16 protein-coding genes are annotated in these 19320 nt (G+C 43.2%); 8 read left to right on the top strand and 8 right to left on the bottom strand.

Annotated features, from left to right (window positions below):
• The first annotated feature begins 137 nt into the window (after positions 1-137).
• The 4 genes from E0E36_RS08180 to E0E36_RS08195 are packed head-to-tail and all read left to right on the top strand — an operon-like array spanning position 138 to position 6739.
• Positions 138-2873 carry a DUF1553 domain-containing protein gene (locus E0E36_RS08180; RefSeq protein ID WP_130855537.1) on the top strand — a complete coding sequence of 912 codons (2736 nt, stop codon included), beginning with the start codon at positions 138-140 and terminating at the stop codon, positions 2871-2873.
• A gap of 6 nt (positions 2874-2879) precedes the next feature.
• Complete coding sequence (locus tag E0E36_RS08185; protein ID WP_130855538.1) at positions 2880-4388, top strand: DUF1501 domain-containing protein; 1509 nt, start codon at positions 2880-2882, stop codon at positions 4386-4388.
• Positions 4389-4408: 20 nt separating this feature from the next.
• Positions 4409-5329 (top strand): sugar phosphate isomerase/epimerase family protein, encoded by a 921-nt coding sequence (locus E0E36_RS08190; RefSeq protein WP_130855539.1) that lies wholly within the window; start codon positions 4409-4411, stop codon positions 5327-5329.
• A gap of 3 nt (positions 5330-5332) precedes the next feature.
• On the top strand, positions 5333-6739 hold the full coding sequence (locus E0E36_RS08195) for a c-type cytochrome domain-containing protein (protein ID WP_130855540.1): 1407 nt from the start codon (positions 5333-5335) through the stop codon (positions 6737-6739).
• Positions 6740-6863: 124 nt separating this feature from the next.
• Here the strand turns inward: E0E36_RS08195 and E0E36_RS08200 are convergent, their stop codons facing one another.
• From E0E36_RS08200 to E0E36_RS08205, 3 genes are all read right to left on the bottom strand, one after another.
• Complete coding sequence (locus E0E36_RS08200; protein ID WP_041387638.1) at positions 6864-7310, bottom strand: hypothetical protein; 447 nt, start codon at positions 7308-7310, stop codon at positions 6864-6866.
• Positions 7311-7504: 194 nt separating this feature from the next.
• Positions 7505-7675 carry a hypothetical protein gene (locus tag E0E36_RS27695; RefSeq protein WP_013667395.1) on the bottom strand — a complete coding sequence of 57 codons (171 nt, stop codon included), beginning with the start codon at positions 7673-7675 and terminating at the stop codon, positions 7505-7507.
• Positions 7676-7803: 128 nt separating this feature from the next.
• A complete protein-coding gene (locus E0E36_RS08205; protein WP_165446942.1) occupies positions 7804-8514 on the bottom strand; it encodes a porin family protein in 711 nt (236 codons plus the stop codon).
• Between the two features lie 94 nt (positions 8515-8608).
• On the opposite strand from E0E36_RS08205, the gene E0E36_RS08210 reads away from it, so the two are divergent.
• On the top strand, positions 8609-9586 hold the full coding sequence (locus E0E36_RS08210; RefSeq protein ID WP_130855542.1) for a hypothetical protein: 978 nt from the start codon (positions 8609-8611) through the stop codon (positions 9584-9586).
• 76 nt (positions 9587-9662) lie between these two features.
• On the opposite strand, the gene E0E36_RS08215 is transcribed toward E0E36_RS08210, so the two are convergent.
• From E0E36_RS08215 to E0E36_RS08235, 5 genes are all read right to left on the bottom strand, one after another.
• Positions 9663-11108, bottom strand: a complete 1446-nt coding sequence (locus E0E36_RS08215; protein WP_130855543.1) for a bifunctional 2-methylcitrate dehydratase/aconitate hydratase — start codon at positions 11106-11108, stop codon at positions 9663-9665.
• Between the two features lie 87 nt (positions 11109-11195).
• Positions 11196-12347, bottom strand: a complete 1152-nt coding sequence (prpC, locus tag E0E36_RS08220) for a bifunctional 2-methylcitrate synthase/citrate synthase (RefSeq protein WP_130855544.1) — start codon at positions 12345-12347, stop codon at positions 11196-11198.
• A 62-nt stretch (positions 12348-12409) separates the two neighbouring features.
• On the bottom strand, positions 12410-13291 hold the full coding sequence (gene prpB, locus E0E36_RS08225) for a methylisocitrate lyase (RefSeq protein WP_130855545.1): 882 nt from the start codon (positions 13289-13291) through the stop codon (positions 12410-12412).
• Between the two features lie 393 nt (positions 13292-13684).
• Positions 13685-13870 (bottom strand): hypothetical protein, encoded by a 186-nt coding sequence (locus E0E36_RS08230; protein WP_130855546.1) that lies wholly within the window; start codon positions 13868-13870, stop codon positions 13685-13687.
• A 145-nt stretch (positions 13871-14015) separates the two neighbouring features.
• Complete coding sequence (locus E0E36_RS08235; RefSeq protein ID WP_013667389.1) at positions 14016-14729, bottom strand: 3-keto-disaccharide hydrolase; 714 nt, start codon at positions 14727-14729, stop codon at positions 14016-14018.
• Between the two features lie 195 nt (positions 14730-14924).
• On the opposite strand from E0E36_RS08235, the gene E0E36_RS08240 reads away from it, so the two are divergent.
• The 3 genes from E0E36_RS08240 to E0E36_RS08250 all read left to right on the top strand — a co-directional run bounded on the left by E0E36_RS08240 (position 14925) and on the right by E0E36_RS08250 (position 19140).
• Positions 14925-15893 (top strand): lipid A deacylase LpxR family protein, encoded by a 969-nt coding sequence (locus E0E36_RS08240; protein WP_130855547.1) that lies wholly within the window; start codon positions 14925-14927, stop codon positions 15891-15893.
• 107 nt (positions 15894-16000) lie between these two features.
• Positions 16001-18316: a TonB-dependent receptor gene (locus tag E0E36_RS08245; RefSeq protein ID WP_130855548.1), complete on the top strand. Its 2316-nt coding sequence runs from the start codon at positions 16001-16003 to the stop codon at positions 18314-18316.
• An 11-nt stretch (positions 18317-18327) separates the two neighbouring features.
• Positions 18328-19140, top strand: coding sequence for a DUF4249 domain-containing protein (locus E0E36_RS08250; protein ID WP_165446943.1), 813 nt, complete (start codon positions 18328-18330; stop codon positions 19138-19140).
• Positions 19141-19320: the final 180 nt, after the last annotated feature.

Raw genomic sequence — 19320 nt, forward strand, 5'->3', positions numbered from 1 at the left:
GTAGAACCGTTGAATCTTTCTTTGAACGAAAAGTGGTTTTCAGTATCTTAGATATTGAAAACCTAATAAATAAGAAACAGGGAAGCGAGATGATGTCGTTCCCTTTTATAACCAATATGAAATAAACCGAGAAGAGCATGGTGGTATTCCATAGAAAAAAGTTGCTTATTTTACTTGCGGTAGCGGTAGTGCTTGTATTAATCGTGTTTGCTTTTCCGCATGAGGATCCGATTGATTTTAATACGCAGGTGAAGCCTATCATTAACAAAAAGTGCATATCCTGCCATGGAGGCGTAAAACAGCAAGGAGGTTTCAGTTTGCTTTTCGAGGAAGAAGCAATGGCTGCTACCAATAGCGGTAAACCGGCTATCATTCCCGGCAATCCCGACGGTAGCGAGTTTGTTAAGCGCTTATTGACAAAGGATGTGGAAGAACGTATGCCTTACAAACATGAGCCGCTAAGTGAAGAAGAGATAAGCGTTTTTAAGAAATGGATAAAACAGGGTGCGAAGTGGGGGGAGCATTGGGCCTACCTGCCCGTTACGGAAGTAGAAGTGCCTAGTAAGGGGGAGGATTGGGCACACAATGAAATTGACCGTTTTATTTACGAGAAGCTAGATGCTGCTGGCTTAAAACCGTCAAAGGAAGCCGATCGTGCTACCTTACTCAGAAGAGCAAGTTTAGATTTAATTGGCATGGCGCCCAAGTCGGCGCTTGCTGACGCCTATCTACGTGATCCGAATGCCGACAAAGCCTATGAGAAGTTAATAGAGGACTTATTGAAATCGCCTGCCTTTGGCGAAAAGTGGGCCTCCATGTGGCTCGATGTAGCACGATATGCCGACACAAAAGGGTATGAATCAGACGGAGCACGTAATATTTGGAAATACCGCGACTGGGTAATCCGAGCATTTAATGAAGACAAGCCCTATGATCGCTTTATTACCGAACAAATAGCCGGTGATTTTTATGTGAATCCAACGGACGAGCAGTATATCGCGACGGCTTTTCATCGGAATTCGATGACCAATGACGAGGGTGGTACCAGTAACGAGGAATACCGCGTGGCGGCGGTTATCGATCGCGTCAATACGACATGGGAGGGGCTATTAAGCACTACTTTTGCCTGTGTACAATGCCACAGTCACCCTTATGATCCCATTAAGCATGATGAGTATTATAAGTTTATGGCCTATTTTAATAATTCGCGGGATGAAGATGTGCCGAGCGAATATCCTTTATTAAAACAGTTCGCTCCAGATATGGAACTGAAGTTGAAGTCCTTGACAAAATGGCTTAAAGAAAATGTTTCTGAACAAAAGGCCGCTGAGATCTATAAGTTTCTAAAAACGGGACAACCGACAATCAATTCTACGACTACGGATAGTTTACGCAATGCGGTAATCGGCAATAATAACATTGCGCTTTACTTCCGTAATCATGGTGTTGCTCGGATTGCGGCAGTGGATTTGAACCGTGTTGACCAAATGATCTACCACTTTGCTTCCAAGGTACCTGGCGGCCATATGCAGCTGCACCTGGACAGGCCGGATGGACCGGTTTTCGCTTCTTGGAAGGTGGAAGCTAAGGAGGGTTACCAGATTCAGGCAGTAGACTTCCCCATGCAACAAGGCGTACACGATGTATATATTACCTATCGGAATACAAGTAAAGGTAAAGGTGATGAGGTGTTAGTATTTTTTGATTGGTTTTACTTTAGTGATCAATTTCCCGGAAAAGGCAAGGTTGGTTATGAAGAACAAAAACAGACCTTCTGGACCTTGCTGCAAGCACCTGCCAGTACAACACCAATTATGGTAGAAAATCCGACCAATAGGCAACGTAAAACCTTTGTCTTTGAGCGTGGTGCCTGGATATCGCCGGGAAAGGAGGTAAATGCCGATGTCCCGGCGGCATTTAAGTATGCCATGCCGAAAGGTGCACCGAAAAATCGGATGGGACTGGCGATGTGGCTCACGGATAAGCGCAATCCACTGCTTTCGCGCACGATGGTAAACCGTGTTTGGGAGCAACTTTTCGGGACAGGTATCGTGGAAACCCTGGAAGACATGGGTACACAAGGCATGGACCCGACGCATCGTGAACTGCTCGATCATTTATCGTGGCGGTTTATGCATGACTATAAATGGAGTGTGAAGCGATTGGTGAAGGAGCTTATGATGAGTGCAACCTACCGACAAGACTCTAGAATCACTAAGGAGCTCCGGGAAAAGGATTTGTTTAATAAGCTGTACGCCAGAGGACCACGTATGCGACTCAGCGCCGAGCAACTGCGCGACCAGTTTTTGTCGATCAGTGGCGTGCTCAGGACGGAAATGTATGGAAAAGGGGTAATGCCCTGGCAGCCTGAAGGTATATGGAATTCGCCATATAATAGCGCCAAATGGGAAAATGCAAAAGGGGAGGATCGGTATCGTCGGGCGGTATATACCTACTGGAAGCGTTCGGCACCTTATCCTTCCATGATAACATTTGATGGAGCACAACGTGTGGTGTGTAATCCACGGCGGATCCGCACTAATACGCCCCTACAAGCTTTGGTAACACTAAATGACTCAGTCTATATAGATCTCGCTCGCCATTTCGTTGATCGGATGCAACGGGAGGGGGGCGAGCAGGTTAACGATCAGATTGCAAAAGGTTATGAATGGATTATGTATAAGCCTATCCCGGCCGGAAAGCTGGGAATTTTATCCAAGTTGTATCAAACCGCTTTTGATGAATATAAAACACATCCGGATCGCATCGATTCTTTATTAGGGGAACAGGTTAAAAAGGATGCAAGCAGTGCAGCCTTATTGGTAGTCGCGAACACCCTATTTAACTTGGACGAAGTAATTACTAAAAACTAGGAATTTATGACACGGGACGAATTGAATTTACATCGGTTGCTAAAGGAGGCCAGCCACACGCAATTGCGGGCCTATACACGTCGACATTTTTTAAAGGAAAGTGCGATGGGGCTGGGAGCGTTAGCATTTGGCTCATTGCTGGGGAGCTGTAGTACGCAGGCTACGGGCGCTAAGCCGGTTGTCTTTGATCCGGCTCACCCATTGTTGCCGAAATCGCCGCCTTTTTTGGGGAAAGCTAAAAGCGTAATCTATCTACATATGGCCGGAGCACCATCGCAATTGGAGCTGTTTGATTATAAACCTGAACTGGAGAAGATGAACGGACAGGATTGTCCGGAGTCTTTGCTGAAAGGGAAAAAATTTGCATTTATCACGGGAGTTCCGAAGATGTTGGGGCCGCAGGCTAAATTTGCCCAACATGGCGAAAGTAGGGCTTGGGTGAGTGAAAATTTACCGCACTTTTCGAGCGTAGTGGATGAAGTGACTTTTTTAAAAGCGGTGACAACAGACCAGTTTAATCATGCGCCTGCGCAGTTGTTAATGCATACAGGGAGTGCCCGTTTGGGGAAACCCAGTATGGGAAGTTGGGTTACCTATGGCTTGGGAACCGAAAATCAGAATTTGCCGGGTTTTGTGGTGCTCACCAGTGGTGGCAGTTTTCCGGATGCAGGAAAGAGCATTTGGGGGAGCGGTTTTTTGCCTTCGGTTTATCAGGGTGTTCAGTGCAGAAGTGAAGGTGATCCGGTGTTGTTTATCAAGGATCCGAATGGGATGGATCGGGATTTACGGAAGGCAACCATCGACGCGATCAATGCGTCCAATGAACAGGAATATGCTTACTACAATGACCCTGAAATTTTATCGCGGATCTCGCAATATGAAATGGCTTTTCGCATGCAAGTAACTGCGCCTGAAGTCATGAATATTGATAATGAACCGCAATATATTCACGATATGTATGGCACGCAACCCGGGAAAGCTTGTTTTGCCAATAACGTACTGCTGGCCCGCAAGTTGGTGGAGAAGGGGGTGCGCTTTGTGCAGCTTTTCGATTGGGGCTGGGATGCACATGGCGACGGACCGCAAAACTCATTGAACATCGGCTTGAAAAACAAATGCAGAAGCACGGATAAGCCGATTACCGCCCTACTGTTGGATTTGAAACAAAGGGGACTATTGGAAGATACCCTGGTTGTTTGGGGTGGAGAATTTGGCAGAACCCCCATGCTGGAAAATCGAAACGGGGCCACGAATCCTTACAATGGACGCGACCATCATACGGAGGCATTTACCATTTGGATGGCGGGAGGTGGTATCAAAAAAGGATTTACCTATGGCGAAACGGATGAAATTGGTTATAGTGCCATTAGTGGTAAGGTAGAGCCCTTTGATATACAAGCTACCATTTTGCATCAACTGGGTTTTGACCACGAAAAATTTACGTACGACTTTCAGGGACGGCCATTTCGACTTACCGATGTTTTCGGAAAGGTTATCCATGATATTATTGCTTAGCTATTTAATGATACATAACGATGCCGCATAATCGACGACATTTTTTAAAAGCCGCAACGGCTGGTTTATTTTTGTCAATGGAAGAACTTTTTGCCGATTTATCCGTGCCGGTATTATCAAAAGCCGGTTATTCGCTGACTTTTATGGCTACCGACTGGGGTTTTCAAGGGGGTGTTGAGAACTTCTGTGCAGCAGCAAAAAAGGACGGCTATGATGGTATCGAGGTATGGTGGCCGAGTAGCGCAGAGGCACAAAAGCTGTTGTTTTCGGCACTTCAGAAGCACCGGCTGGAAGTGGGATTTCTATGTGCGGGTAGCGGGCCGGATATCAAAGAGCATTTGGCAACCTTTTGCAGGCAAATTGACGCGGCTTCCGGTAATGGATATCAACGTCCACTTTATATCAATTGCCATTCCGGGAAAGATTATTTTACCTATGAAGAAAATGCGGCTTTTATTGATTATACCGTTAAGAAATCGAAAGAAACGGGTATCCCGATTTACCATGAAACCCATCGTGGCAGAATGCTGTTTGCCGCACCTGTAGCTCGAAATTTTATAGAGAAGCACCCTGATTTACGCTTAACCTTAGATATTTCACATTGGTGTGTTGTTCATGAGAGTTTATTGGACGATCAGGCAGAAACCGTGCAACTGGCCCTCCAACGTGCTGATCATATTCATACGCGCATTGGCCATGCAGAAGGTCCACAGGTAAATGATCCGCGCGCACCTGAGTGGAAAGGGGCTGTGGAGGCTCATCTTCGTTGGTGGGACCAAGTCGTTTCGCGTAAGAAACAAAAGGGTGAGCCGATGACCATGCTTACCGAATTTGGCCCCCCGGATTATTTGCCGACCTTGCCTTATACCCGACAGCCTTTAGCCGATCAATGGGCCATCAATGTTCATATGATGCAGCTACTACGCAAACGATACGAATAGACCATGCAGCTTCTTACCATTCAACAACTTATTGGCCATTTTCATCCGGTACTTGTCCACTTACCTATTGGCATATTAATCTTAGGTGTACTATTTCATTTATTGAGTGCCATAAAGTCTTATGCCTTTCTTCGTACAGCCGTTCCGTTAATTTATTTGCTGGGAGCGATTGGAGCGATTGTATCCTGTATTAGCGGCTATTTATTATCCCAAACGAGTGATTATGATGCAAAATTGGTTGGCTTACACCAATGGTTCGGAATTGCTGTAGCAATTGTTGCGATGCTATTGTATGGGTTGATGAAATATCCTGTTAAAGAGCCCTTGCTTCGCCTGCTGAGTGTTACGTTATTAATAGGTATTACCATAACGGGACATTATGGAGGATCACTTACCCATGGTTCTGACTACCTGATTGCGGCGCTAAAAGGCGAACCAACTAGCAAGGAAGCCATCCCGCCCGTTCCCAATATTCAACGGGCAAAGGTATATCCGCAGCTCGTTGAACCATTGCTTAAGAACCGCTGCTACAGCTGCCATGGCGGAGAGAAGCAGAAAGGTAAGCTTCGGGTGGATACGAAGGAATTTATGGTAAAAGGAGGGGAAGCCGGTTCTTCTCTTATAGAAGGAAAGGCGGATGAAAGCGAACTTATTAAACGTCTATTACTACCATTGGATAATGAAGATCATATGCCGCCAAAAGAAAAGGCGCAGCTAACGCAAGAAGAAATTGCATTATTAAAATGGTGGGTTAACCAAGGCGCCGATATCCACAAAACGGTCGCGGAATTGAAACCTAAGCCTGAAATGAGCGCCATACTTGCGGCCTTTCAATCGGGCAGTGCAAAAAACAAAGAGGTGCAGAGCGATCTGCTAGCCAAAGAGGTAGATGCGGCTGATGCGGGCACACTCGAAAAACTGAAAGATGCAGGTGTGGTGGTATTGCCCATCCACCAAAACAGTAATTACTTATCCGTAAATTTTGTTACGACCGATGTGACGCCCGCTTTACTGGAAGAAGTAAAAAAGCTAGCTAAACAGTTAGTTTACTTGGAAGTAGCTTATACATCACTGAATGATGAGAATATGAAAGTATTAGCCTCACTTGAAAATCTTTTACAGTTTAATTTGAGAGGCACGGCGATTACAGATAAAGGATTAATCAATCTGAAAGATTTAACGCAGCTAAATTTGCTTAATTTGGTGGAAACAAAAATAAGTGCCACAGGCTTGACCTCCTTAAAGGGACTTAAAAACCTAAAAAGCATCTATTTGTATAAAACGTCAGTAGACCGAAACGGATTGGCAGCTTTAAAGAAGCAATTCCCCCAGGCATCGCTTGACACTGGGGGCTATTATGTGCCTACATTAGCAAGTGATACAATGATGGTGAGTATGCCTGCCCGTTAATTCTAAAATCTGTTAATCTTGGCATAACCTGCTTCCAGCTCCATCCTGTTTAGGTTGAAACGGAAAATCTGAAAGTGCGAGATAGGGTAGGCTTATAAGCAGAACTAATTAAAAATATAGCCTGTTATTTCAGGCTATATTTATAACTTCTACCATGTTTGGTAGCTTGAATGAAATCATTCTTTAATAAATAGGAGAGACGCACGGCAACTGCTTTTTCGACCTTATAAGGATCTGCTTCCGGTTGTGCTTGATTTAAGACTTCCAGAATATCATCCTTATAACCTGATCCGATTTTTGTAAGTGCATAACTGATCTTTTGATCAAGCTTGCTATTTACGTTGAAATTTTCCTGAGGAGCCAGGGCTTTACCTGCTGTCTTTCTCTTTTTTGTTGCGTCGTCTGTATCAGGTGAATCGCTTTTGATTCGATCATTACCTAAATTAACCGACTTAGATTGAGCAATTGCATTGATCGTGACTTCAATACTTTTAAGTTCCTCTTTAAGCTGTTGTTGTCGCAGCTTTAGAAATTCAACTACTTGTTTCTCTGTTATACTTTCAGCTTTCATTACTATGTCTTATGATTTATAACAAAAATATAACTAAATTTTAACATTTTAAAATATTATAAAAGTTTAGCTGTCACGATTATAGCTTCACTTATGTTTATTAATGGTGACATAAATGAAGACATCGTGATATTTTATATTATAAATTGAATATAGCGATGAAATTGTCTTTACTTGTATGTTAATAAATGGAATTAATTTGGGAGGGCCGCTCTCCTTGTAGCTAAACCGAAGTCGTTCGAGTGAAACGCATCATTCAGTTCGATTGACATGATGGCCAACTCCAATAGATAAAGTTCGTTTTTAATGTTTTCTCTTCTTTTAATAAGAGACTCCAGTTCTTGGTGGTTTTGAGTGTTAGGCATGACTGTGTTGTTTTAATAGAACAAACGTAAGAAACGCTTTCTTATATGAAAAAAAATTACACATACAGCGCTATACACATGACGAACACGCCTGCGGCTTACATGAATGAAAAAACAGGTCTTGCTAACTAATTTAGCGGAAGCGCATAGCCGATGCTTAATGTGAATATTCTATTCTTGCCTTCGGGGCCGACAATAGTGGAGGTTAAATTGCCTTCATTGTCTACGCGTTGTATCTCCCTGGATTTGTAAAGCGTTTTGAAACCCCAAGAAAAACGGGCATCGAGCACTAAAAAGCCATCGTTGAATGGAAATTCAATTCCGCCACCAATGAGCGCACTCCAATCGGTACGGTTAAAGCGATTGTCGAAATCAGCGGATCTATTGTAGCTTTGAATTCGAGGTTCATCACTTTCCAGTTTTTCTCTACCACCTAAAGCATAGGAAAAGGAAGGTCCGGCGTTAAAGTAATAGCGTGTGCCAATTCCAAAGTCGAAGCGGGCAAGTAGCGGTATTTCCAGGTAATGCAATGTACTCTTTTGTTGGATGGTCAAGGCTTCATTCATGGTACCGGAAGAAATATGATCGGTTCGGTTATTGCGCATGCTATAATTTATTTCGGGTTGCAGGATAAAAGTTCGTAATTCATCCAATGCGATATTGAGACCGACGCCTGCAGAAACACCCGGCGAGAAGCGTTGGTTACTCAGGTTCGAAGAGGTTTCGCCGAAGTCATACGTGTTAGCGTTTAGGCCAACTTGTGGAATAATATAGATTTCTTGAGCGAGGCATCGGATATTAATCAGTAAAATCGAAAGTAAAACTATTTTTTTGATCATTGATTTATAGATTTGCAAATATTTAGGTAACAATAATAGTGTTTCTTTTGTTTTGTTTACCCGATGAATAGACATTGTTTCGTAATTTTATATTATGTATTTTAAGCTAGCTATGCTATTGAGATTTTCGAAGTGCTTTAACGTTTTTCTTTTCCTCTTAAATCTGATTTTTTTATTTTCTTGTTCTTCTCCCGCTGCGAACAAGCAAGCCTCAACCGATGAGGAAGAATTGGAGCCGGGCCGACCGTCTTTTACACCGATTGCGGGAACGGATTTTTTTGAGGTTCGGAGAGCTTTTGACAATGGCTTGGCTTTTGACACCTTGGGTTTTGAACAGGAGCCGGTATGGCATCTGAATTTCATCAGCAATGACTCTGTCAAAATTTTTAGTCCGGATAGCAATGCCATGCTGCATTACTCAATTTATTTTGATCAGGATTCTATCTTCCACTTTGGAAGGGAATGGTTTCGAGTACGTAGTTTAGCAAAGGATAGCTTGCTATTGCAACGCCTGACGGTGGTAAGCAAGCATGTGAAGGAAGCGCGATCCAATGTATATATGAAGCTTTACTCGGCACGCTTTATCCGCGATAGTTTAAAAACAACAGTAGAAGAATTAAGAAAGCCACGACCGAATGATACGGCTTTTATTCAATGGCGGTCCAATATTGCAAATGCAAACCCCACGGTCATTGATAGCGCTTTTGCTGCACGTAATCCGGTGCAACTGATACCGAAGAATCCGAATATAACTGTTAAAAGGCGTATATTCAGTGAAACAGAACGGTTAAACCAGAGTGCTGCCTATGCATATTTGTATCCTGAATATGATATTGTAATCAATAAGGCATATAAGGATTTTTACTATCCGTTCTCGGTACTCGTAGATGGGAGAGGGGATGTCCATCTTGGAAAGTTTGTGACCAGTGATGAGTTTGTGGAATCCAGGAAAAAAGTTTTGGAAGGAATTATCAACGTCTATTTGAAAAACCTATTAACAATTAAACCGGGCACGACCTTGGGGATACCGCATACCAGCTTAATTATGCTAAGGGTGAGGGGGATAGAATAATGGAATAAAAATCCGGTTCACGGATAAAATCAACATGAACCGGAGGCAAAATCCTATTTTAAATTAAGGCGACGAATTAAAACGTAATTAAATCCACAAAACCGGAGACAGGTATATCAACTAATTTTTCCAGATTGAGTGATTCTTCAAGAATTTTATCTTGCTGCTTCTTCGCAAAGATTCGCGCTAAGTTTGTTTTATACTTTGCAATTAACAGGGGGATTCCCTCTTCTCGTCGCCGTTTATGTCCAATTGGATATTCAACAACTTCCTCGCCAAATACCATGCCGTCTTTACAGGTAATTGTCAAGGCATTGGCGATCGAACGTTTATTCGGGTCGTGGTAGTCTTTTGTAAATTGAGGATCCTCTAGTGTGCTCATTTTCTCACGGAGCGCGTCTATCCTTGGATCGAATGCGATGTCATCTTCATAGTCTGCTGCCGTCAATCTTCCAAATAAAAGCGGAATGGCAATCATATATTGTAAGCAATGATCACGGTCGGCCGGATTGTGTAAAGGGCCCGATTTATCGATAATACGAATCGCCGCTTCATGCGTGCGGATTTGGACCTTTTCAATATCGTCAGCTGTTTTTCCGGCCGCTTGTAGCTTCCGAAAAAGTGTCATGGCTGCTTCCACTGCCGTCTGTGCGTGAAATTCTGCCGGGTAAGAAATCTTAAATAAGACATTTTCCATTACATAACTTCCATATGCTCGCTGAAACTTAAAGGCTTGTCCCTTAAACAAAACATCGTAGAAACCCCAGGTTTTGGCAGTCAACGCCGAGGGATAGCCCATCTCGCCCGTGCGGGCGATCAATGCCAAACGGACTGCGCGTGAGGTAGCATCACCGGCTGCCCATGATTTTCGACTCCCGGTGTTAGGTGCATGTCGATAGGTACGCAAGGATTGGCCGTCTACAAAAACCAGTGAAATGGCGTTTGTAAGTTCTTCACGACTTAAACCTAATAGATGGCCGACAACAGCAGTAGACGCCAATTTTACTAAGACCACGTGATCTAGTCCTACTTTGTTAAAGGAGTTCTCCAAGGCGATAATGCCCTGTATTTCATGGGCCTTAATCATGGCATGCAATACATCTTTGATGGTAAAAGGCGATTTGCCCGTCGCAATGGACTCCCGGCTTAACCAGTCGGCGACCGCTAAGATAGCACCCAGGTTGTCAGAGGGATGGCCCCATTCAGCTGCCAGCCAAGTATCATTGAAATCGAGCCACCTAATAATCGTTCCGATATTAAAAGCTGCTTGCACGGGATCTAGTTGATAAGGGGTACCAGGTACCTTTGCCCCATTCGGAACGATGGTGCCTTTTACAATAGGGCCCAAAAGTTTAGTACAGGCCGGATAAGTGAGGGCTTCAAAGCCACATCCAAGCGTGTCTAGAAAACAATGATAGGCTGTTTGAACAGCAAGATCACTCGTGATTTTATAATCAAAGACATAGTTAACCATGTCAGTAATGACTTGATCTACAGGTGGACGTATGTTAGAATGGTGCATTTTTTAAAGTAAAAAGTAAAAAGTAAAAAGTAAAAAGTAAAAAGTAAAAAGTAAATTTTACTAACAACTAACAACTAACAACTAACCTTACCGTTTATCAAGTGGCACAAAGGCTCTGTTTTCCGGTCCGATATAATTGGCGCTGGGGCGGATGATTTTACCGTCCAACCGTTGTTCAATAATGTGGGCGCTCCAACCACTCACTCTTGAAATAACAAATAAGGGCGTGAAAAACAAAGTAGGGACGCCCATAATATGATAAGAGACGGCAGAGAACCAATCGAGGTTGGGAAACATTTTTTTCTTTTCCCACATCAGGGTTTCGATTCGCTCCGCTATCTTATACAGTTTGAGATCGCCAACTTCTTCCGATAGCGATTTGGCTACTTTCTTAATAACAATATTGCGTGGATCGGCAATGGTGTACACGGGATGACCGAAGCCGATGATCACTTCTTTTTGTTCCAGTCGAGCTTCAATATCTCTTGCCGCTTCTTCTTCATTGGGATACCTACTTTGTATGTCATACGCCACTTCATTGGCACCTCCGTGTTTTTGACCACGTAAAGCACCAATGCTTCCCGTAATGGCCGAATAAATATCCGAACCGGTACCCGTGATAACCCGGCCGGTGAAGGTTGAAGCATTAAACTCGTGCTCGGCGTAGAGATTTAAAGAAATCTGCATTGCCTTAATCCATGATTCGCTCGGTTCTTTTCCGTGTAAGAGATGTAAAAAGTGTGCGCCAATACTGTCGTCATTCGTTTCCACCTCGATGCGTTTGCTGTTGTGCGAATAGTGGTACCAATACAGCAACGCAGAAGGGTAGGAGGCCATTAGTTTGTCGGCGATATCTCGAGCACCCGAGATGTTATGATCGTCTTTTTCGGGCGATATGGTGCCTAAAAGAGAAGTGTACGTACGGAGGATATCCATCGGGTGTGCCGCAGCGGGAATCTGTTCCAATACATTTTTTGCAATAATGGGCAAACCACGCAAGGCTTTTAATTTCGCCTTGTAGATATTAAGTTCTGCGGCATTTGGCAATTTTTCATGGATGAGCAGATGAGCGACCTCTTCAAAAGAGGCACCCTCTGCGAGATCTAAAATGTCGTATCCCCGATAGTGGAGATCATTACCGCTTCGTCCGACGGTGGATAAGGCTGTATTTCCCGCTAGGACGCCTGATAAGGCAACTGACTTTTTTGGTTTAAATGGTTGGTTCTCTTCTGTTGTCATAATTATGGGTTTTTCATGTTTATAGGTGACGATAATGCTGTCTCAGCCAAAATTACAGCTCTTCATGTCTTTTTGAATAGCTTATCAAGTTTCGTCTCGAAATCATAATATCCAATACTTTGATAAAGTTCCTCCCGTGTTTGCATATCTGCTATGACCGCTTGCTGCGAACCATCCTGCAGCAAATGTGTATACACTTTTAAGGCCGCTTTATTGGCCGCCCGAAAAGCGGATAAGGGGTAAAGAATAAGACGAACACCGGCGGCATGCAATTCAGCAACTGTCCATAAGGGTGTCATACCAAATTCGGTTATATTGGCTAATATAGGCAAACCGCTCGCTTTGGCGAATTCTGCGTATAGCCGGATTTCGTGTACAGCCTCTGCAAAAATAAAGTCGGCCCCGGCCTCTTGGTACTTATTTACTCGATCTAGTGTTCTTTCAATTCCTTCTGTCGCAAGCGCATCCGTGCGTGCACCGATCAGGAAGTTGGGATCAGTCCGCGCATCTACGGCCGCTTTTATCCGATCGACCATTTCGTCTGTACTCACGACTTCCTTACCTGGGCGATGGCCGCAGCGTTTGGCTCCTACCTGATCTTCGATATGAAGGGCAGCCGCGCCGGCCTTAATCAAGGACTTTACCGTACGGGCAACATTAAAGGCCGAAGGTCCAAACCCCGTATCCACATCCACCAACAAGGGCGTGTCGGTAACATTGGTAATCCGATTGACATCAATTAAGATATCTTCGAGGTTGGTGATTCCTAAGTCAGGAATGCCTAAAGAACCTGCAGCTACACCACCTCCTGATAAATACAATGCCTGAAAACCAGCTTGTGTAGCCAATAAAGCATGATTGGCGTTAATAGCGCCGGCAATCTGTAAAGGTCTATTCTTTTCCATCGCTTCTTTAAAGCGTAATCCCGCAGAAGAATTGTTCATAATAGGGTGTTTAAAAGATTGGCCACCGAACACAAGGTAAGGTGGCCAAACAAGTTACAAATTTTATTTAAGAAGCGTATAAGCTAATTATAATTGTCAAGAATTTTACGCTTATAAAAGGAACGATTTTTTTAATCAACTTTTTTCATCACTCGTTAGTTTTTAAAGGCATTTAACTTTTGGTTTGATCCAAAAGTTACAAAAGATCAAGGCTGTGTAGGCTACCTCGCAACCGATGGCAAAGCATTCGTGGCGCGTATTGGAGCCGTTTCACTTCCTCAATCCGCTTGTGTGCTGCAAGATGAACAGGTGTGCAAATGCTATACTGCTCGTTGCTTCGGTATCCTCCAAGGCCGTTCTTCCGACGCACAAGTCTATAGTACTAAGCTAAGGCTAATACGTCGGGTTAAAAGTAGAAGCCTTCCGTTCTGCTGAAATATCGCCTAGGAAATTTGCGGTTTGCACGTTACGTTGAGGCACTACCTTTAAAGCAAAGTTCCAAGCGATGAGTTTATTCGCGTTCTGTCCATTTTTGGTACTCATGAGCTCCCTACGGTCGGTTTTGGTTACTTTTTTCATCACTCGTTCGTTTTTAAAGGCATTCAAGCTACTTCGTGGTCAGCGGAAGAAAGTGACAAAAAAAATCGTTCTTTTAATCTAAACACCTTCATCTATATGTTAAAGGCGAAGCTGACCAACAGGGATTCACCGAAGGTAATCCCTGTTATAACTGCTTGATTTTGATGTTTCTGAAAGAGACGACATTCCCATGATCCTGTAAGGCAATTTTTCCTTTAGGATACTTGGCAAATCCTTCCCAATCGTGGAATTTACTTTTGGCAATCAATTGATTCCATTCTTCAGAACCTTTTTTGACATGAGCAGTTTGTACCCCGTTTAACCACAAAGTAATTTCTCCTTGATTATACAGAATACGCGCTTGGTTCCATTCGCCAACCGGCTTTGGTTTGGAAACGTCAGGTCCTCCGATTAAATCGTATAATGAACCTGCTAAGTGATTGGGAATAAAGCGATCACCCGCATTGATGTTATCCAATACTTGCATTTCTATTCCTGTTTGGTAAGTTGCACCATATTTTGGATCTTCATGGATACCAAATATAACACCACTGTTTCCGCCGTCACTTATTTTCCACTCCAAGGTCAGATCGTAATTTTCATATTCGGCGTCGGTTACCAAATCGCCTTTTTCCGCCTTATCAACGGTTGGATCGAAAACTAAGGCACCGTCTTTGACAGACCATGCGGCAGTGGCCTTGTCTTTTTGATAGGTGTGCCATCCTGTAGTGGACTTTCCATCAAATAGAAGCACCCATCCATCTTTCTTTTCTTTAGAGCTTAAGGCATTTGGCTTTTGCGCAAAGGTAGCTGTAGCCAGGAATAAACAGGCACAGATACTTAGTGAAATCTTCTTCATTTGTTTTTTCTTAATGTTTTTGTTGTTCTTTAGTTCTGATTCGTTTACTGTGGTTAACTGTTAAAACGTTTTTGCGCAAGATATAAAAATCTCCGGAAAATTGAAGTTGTTTTGTCATATTTAAGGATTCATTAACAACTTTGTTTCATTCACCTTGACTGATATTTTCAATTTGTATAAGTTTGGCTCTTCTTCATGAGCTTACGATCGATCAGCCATACGCAAGTCCTATTGATGGGCGTGTGTATTTTTTTATGTTTAATTGCGTATAAAGGACGTGCGCAGACTGAACTGTTACATGAATTGTCTATTCATAGTGATAACGATGCCTATTTGTTCATTAATCAGGACCAATACTATACTAACGGAATATCCTTTAGCTATCGTCAATTAGTCGACAAGGATTTTAGTGCTGCGAGTGCTAAGAAGAAGATCTGGGGAATAGCGATAGGCCATAAACTATATAATGCATATAACGGTTTCAGCGAGTTGGTATTGATGGACAGGCCTTTTACCGCCTATTTATATGGACGGGTGAACAAGGCATGGTTCTATCGGGACGAATCGAGCTTAAACCTTGGTGCAGAAGTGGGCTTATATGGTAAAGGTGCTTTTGGCGAGGCGCTACAGGAAGGTTTTCACAATCTGTTCGGCTTTTATGAAATCAGCGGTTGGGAGTATCAATTGCGCGATCATGTAACACTGGATTTGCGGGCGAAGTATAGTCGACTGCTACTACGAAGTACCTCCGGTAAAATGGATCTGCAGCTTCAATCAAGCATGTCTCTGGGCTTAAATCAAAGTTTTATCGGTGCGGGCCCGGTATTGCGGCTTGGCAAATTGAACGCTTTGTACGCGTCTGCTTATAACGGGAGTCGGTTATTTCAAAAAGGCGAGGTTGTCAATAAAGAGCGTTACTTTTACTATCGGCCAATGCTGTTTTACCGATTATACGATGCGAGCATACAGGGAGGGATGTTACTGGATGACAAAGGACCTGTTACCTTTGGCATTAAGCCTTGGATGCTTAGTCAAATTGTTGGCTTCACTTATGCGCATCGTCACGTAACGATCGACGCGCATCTCCAGTTTAATACCAAAGAAGTTAAAAGTAATGCCACTGCCCATCAGTTTGGCTCCATTTCGATTGGATATGCCTTTTAATACGCACAATAAATTTGTAATTTATTTGTAACATTTTAAAGTGCCCTGCGTCTAGTGGAATAAAGTGCACGCAAAAAAGCTCATAAATTCATATTAAACGCAAGGCCTTGAAAGCTTTTATTTTATCAATTACTATTTCTCTCTATTTCTTTTCCTTTTCCTTCGCCCAACAAATAACGCTTAGTGGCACCGTGAGAGACGCTTCCAGTGGTGAGACATTGATCGGCGCCAGCATCAAGGTGAAAGAGAACGCTTCCGGTGTTAGCGCCAATTCGTATGGCTTTTACTCATTAAGCCTGGCAAAAGGAAGGTACACCATTCAGGTATCCTCGGTAGGCTATACCATGCAAGAACGAGCGGTTGAATTAAGCGGGGATCTCCGCCTGGATTTTTCACTGGAGCCGGCTAATCAACTCGAAACAGTCGAAATCAATGCCGTTTCGAGTAGGGAGCAAATCGAAAGCCCGCAAATGGGTGTCAACAAAATTAGCATTAAGGAAGTGAATAATGTGCCCGTATTGTTTGGGGAACGCGACGTGTTAAAAACCATTCAATTGCTCCCGGGAGTGTTAAGTGCGGGCGAAGGGAATAGCGGTTTTTTTGTGCGGGGAGGAACAACCGATCAAAATTTGATTTTACTTGATGAAGCCATGGTTTATAATGCATCCCATTTGATGGGCTTCTTCTCTACCTTTAACTCCGATGCGATCAAAGATGTTAACCTGTATAAGGGTGGAATGCCTGCGCAATACGGTGGGCGCTTGGCGTCGGTACTGGACGTCAATATGCTGGATGGTAATAATCAACGTTTCGGTATGGATGGCGGCATCGGCCTAATTGCTTCTCGATTAAAGGTGGAGGGCCCCATAAAGAAGGGCAAGGGGTCTTTTATGTTAAGCGGTAGGCGTACCTACGCTGATTTATTTCTGAAGCTTTCTTCGGACACTTCGGTAAACAGCAGCGTTCTGTATTTTTATGATTTGAACTTAAAAGCCAATTATCAGCTTGATCAAAACAATACACTCTATCTTTCAGGTTATTTCGGAAAGGACGTGCTGGGCTATGCAAACGACTTCGATTTCGATTGGGGAAATGCTACCGGAACCTTACGGTGGAACCATGTCTTCAATAGCCGACTTTTCTCAAACACCTCATTTATTTACAGCGACTTTAAGTATAATGTGGGCGTGTATACCGATAACAATGATTTGAAAATCAACTCGCGTATACAGAATTTGAACTTGAAACAGGATTTTCATTACTTTTCAAGTAGTCGCAGCAATCTACGTTTCGGATTAAACCTAATGCGGCAGGAAATCTCACCGGCGGGTATCGACGCCTCGGAAGAATCGGATATCAATTCGTTGCGAATTGAAAATAGGCAAGGCTATGAGCTGGCGGCGTACCTCTCGCATGAATGGAAACCTAGTAATCGGCTCAGCTTTATTTATGGCTTGCGATTGAATTCCTTCTTATTAATGGGGCCCGGTGAATTTAATACTTATGATTCAGAAGGTGATATTATTCAAACCGATATTTATGGAAGTGGTAAATTGGTAAAGAGCTACATTAATCCGGAACCGCGATTTTCCGTCAACTATATGCTCAATGAGAATAGCAGCGTGAAAGCTTCCTATAACCGCAATACACAAAACTTACATCAGCTCACGAATACAACCTCATCGTTACCGACGGATGCCTGGGTATTGAGCAGTAACAATATAAAGCCCCAAATAGCGGATCAGGGTGCCTTGGGGTATTATCGGAATTTTAATGATGATCAGTACGAATTTTCTGCGGAGGTGTACTACAAGGATATGCAAAATCAGATCGATTATAAAAATGCTGCTGATTTACAGGCAAACGCGCATGTAGAAGCGGAATTGGTATATGGTGTGGGTAAGTCTTACGGACTGGAACTTTTTATGAAGAAAAGAACGGGCCGCTTGAATGGGTGGGTTAGCTATACATTATCCCGAAGTAAAAGAAGATTTGATGAAATCAACAATGGTAATTGGTTTGCTGCCCGCCAAGACCGTATCCACAATATTGCGATTGTGGGTATGTACAAATTTTCCGATCGTTGGAGTTTCTCCGGAACCTTTGTATATTACACGGGTAATGCCGTTACCTTCCCAAGTGGAAAATATAGTATCGGTGGTAAATCCACTTGGTACTATACGGAGCGAAATGGTTATCGTATGCCGGATTATCACCGCTTGGATTTAGGGGCGACGCTGGAATCGAAACCCGGAAAACGTTTTAAGTCGAGCTGGACCTTTGGTCTCTATAATGCCTATAACCGGAAAAACGCTTATATTATTGATTTTAGGGAAAATGAAAATGACCCGAATGTTACGGAAGCCTATAAAGTGGCCTTGTTTGGTATTATACCTTCAGTAACGTGGAATTTTAAATTTTAAGGATGATAACTATGAAAAAATCCCTTTCTTTTTTAAATAAGCAATTGTATATAAATATTTTAACTGTTTCAATGATTCTTTTTGGTTTAAGTTCCTGTGAAGAAGTGATTGATATTGAATTAAAAGAAGCTGATCAGGTGTTGGTGATAGAAGGCGGGGTGTCGAATACCGAAACAACGCATTATGTTTATATATCCAAAACGGTACCCTTCTCATCAAACAGTACCAATAACCCGCAGTCCGGTGCCGTTGTGAAAATCCAAGAAGAAGGAACGTCCGCGGAGCGTACCTTTACAGAGGTGAGCCCGGGACAATATCGAATAAACAACTATCAGGCGAATCCAGGCCGGACTTATAGATTGACAGTCGACTTTGAGAATGAGCAATATATGGCTAGTTCAACGATGCCTGCGCCTATTGCCATTGACTCCATCGGGACGGTGACCGATAGCTTTTTTGGCGACGAGGAGAAAACGGTGGGGGTTGTATATCAGGACCCGCCCGGCGAGAAGAATTATTATCGGTACCTGGTTGCCGTGAATGGAAAACCCTCGAACTTCGTTTTTGCTTATAATGATAAGTTTAATGACGGCAAGAAGGTGCAAAGAAATTTATATCATGAAGACCTGGATTTAGCTGTGGGCGATTATGTAGAGGTGGAGCAGCATTGCATCGATCAAGCTGTTTATACCTATTTCAACGGCATTCAGTCGAACAACCCGGGCTCTGCCGCACCCGCCAATCCGAAATCAAACTTTAGCAATGGCGCTTTAGGGTATTTTAGTGCTCATAGTATAACACGGGCATCTACCACGATTGAGTAGGGGGGATAACGAGTGATGAATGATGAATGATGAATGATGAATGATGAATGATGAACGCCCATTATCACATAAGTTAATTCCTTACTCAACTACTCAACGATTTAACTATTCAACTTAACCCAGACATAAGACAAAGGTATCAGGACACAAGATTTTATTAAAGGATTTAGGCGATAAGCC

The sequence above is a fragment of the Olivibacter jilunii genome (assembly GCF_900607235.1).
Classification (GTDB): Bacteria; Bacteroidota; Bacteroidia; order Sphingobacteriales; family Sphingobacteriaceae; genus Olivibacter; species Olivibacter oleidegradans.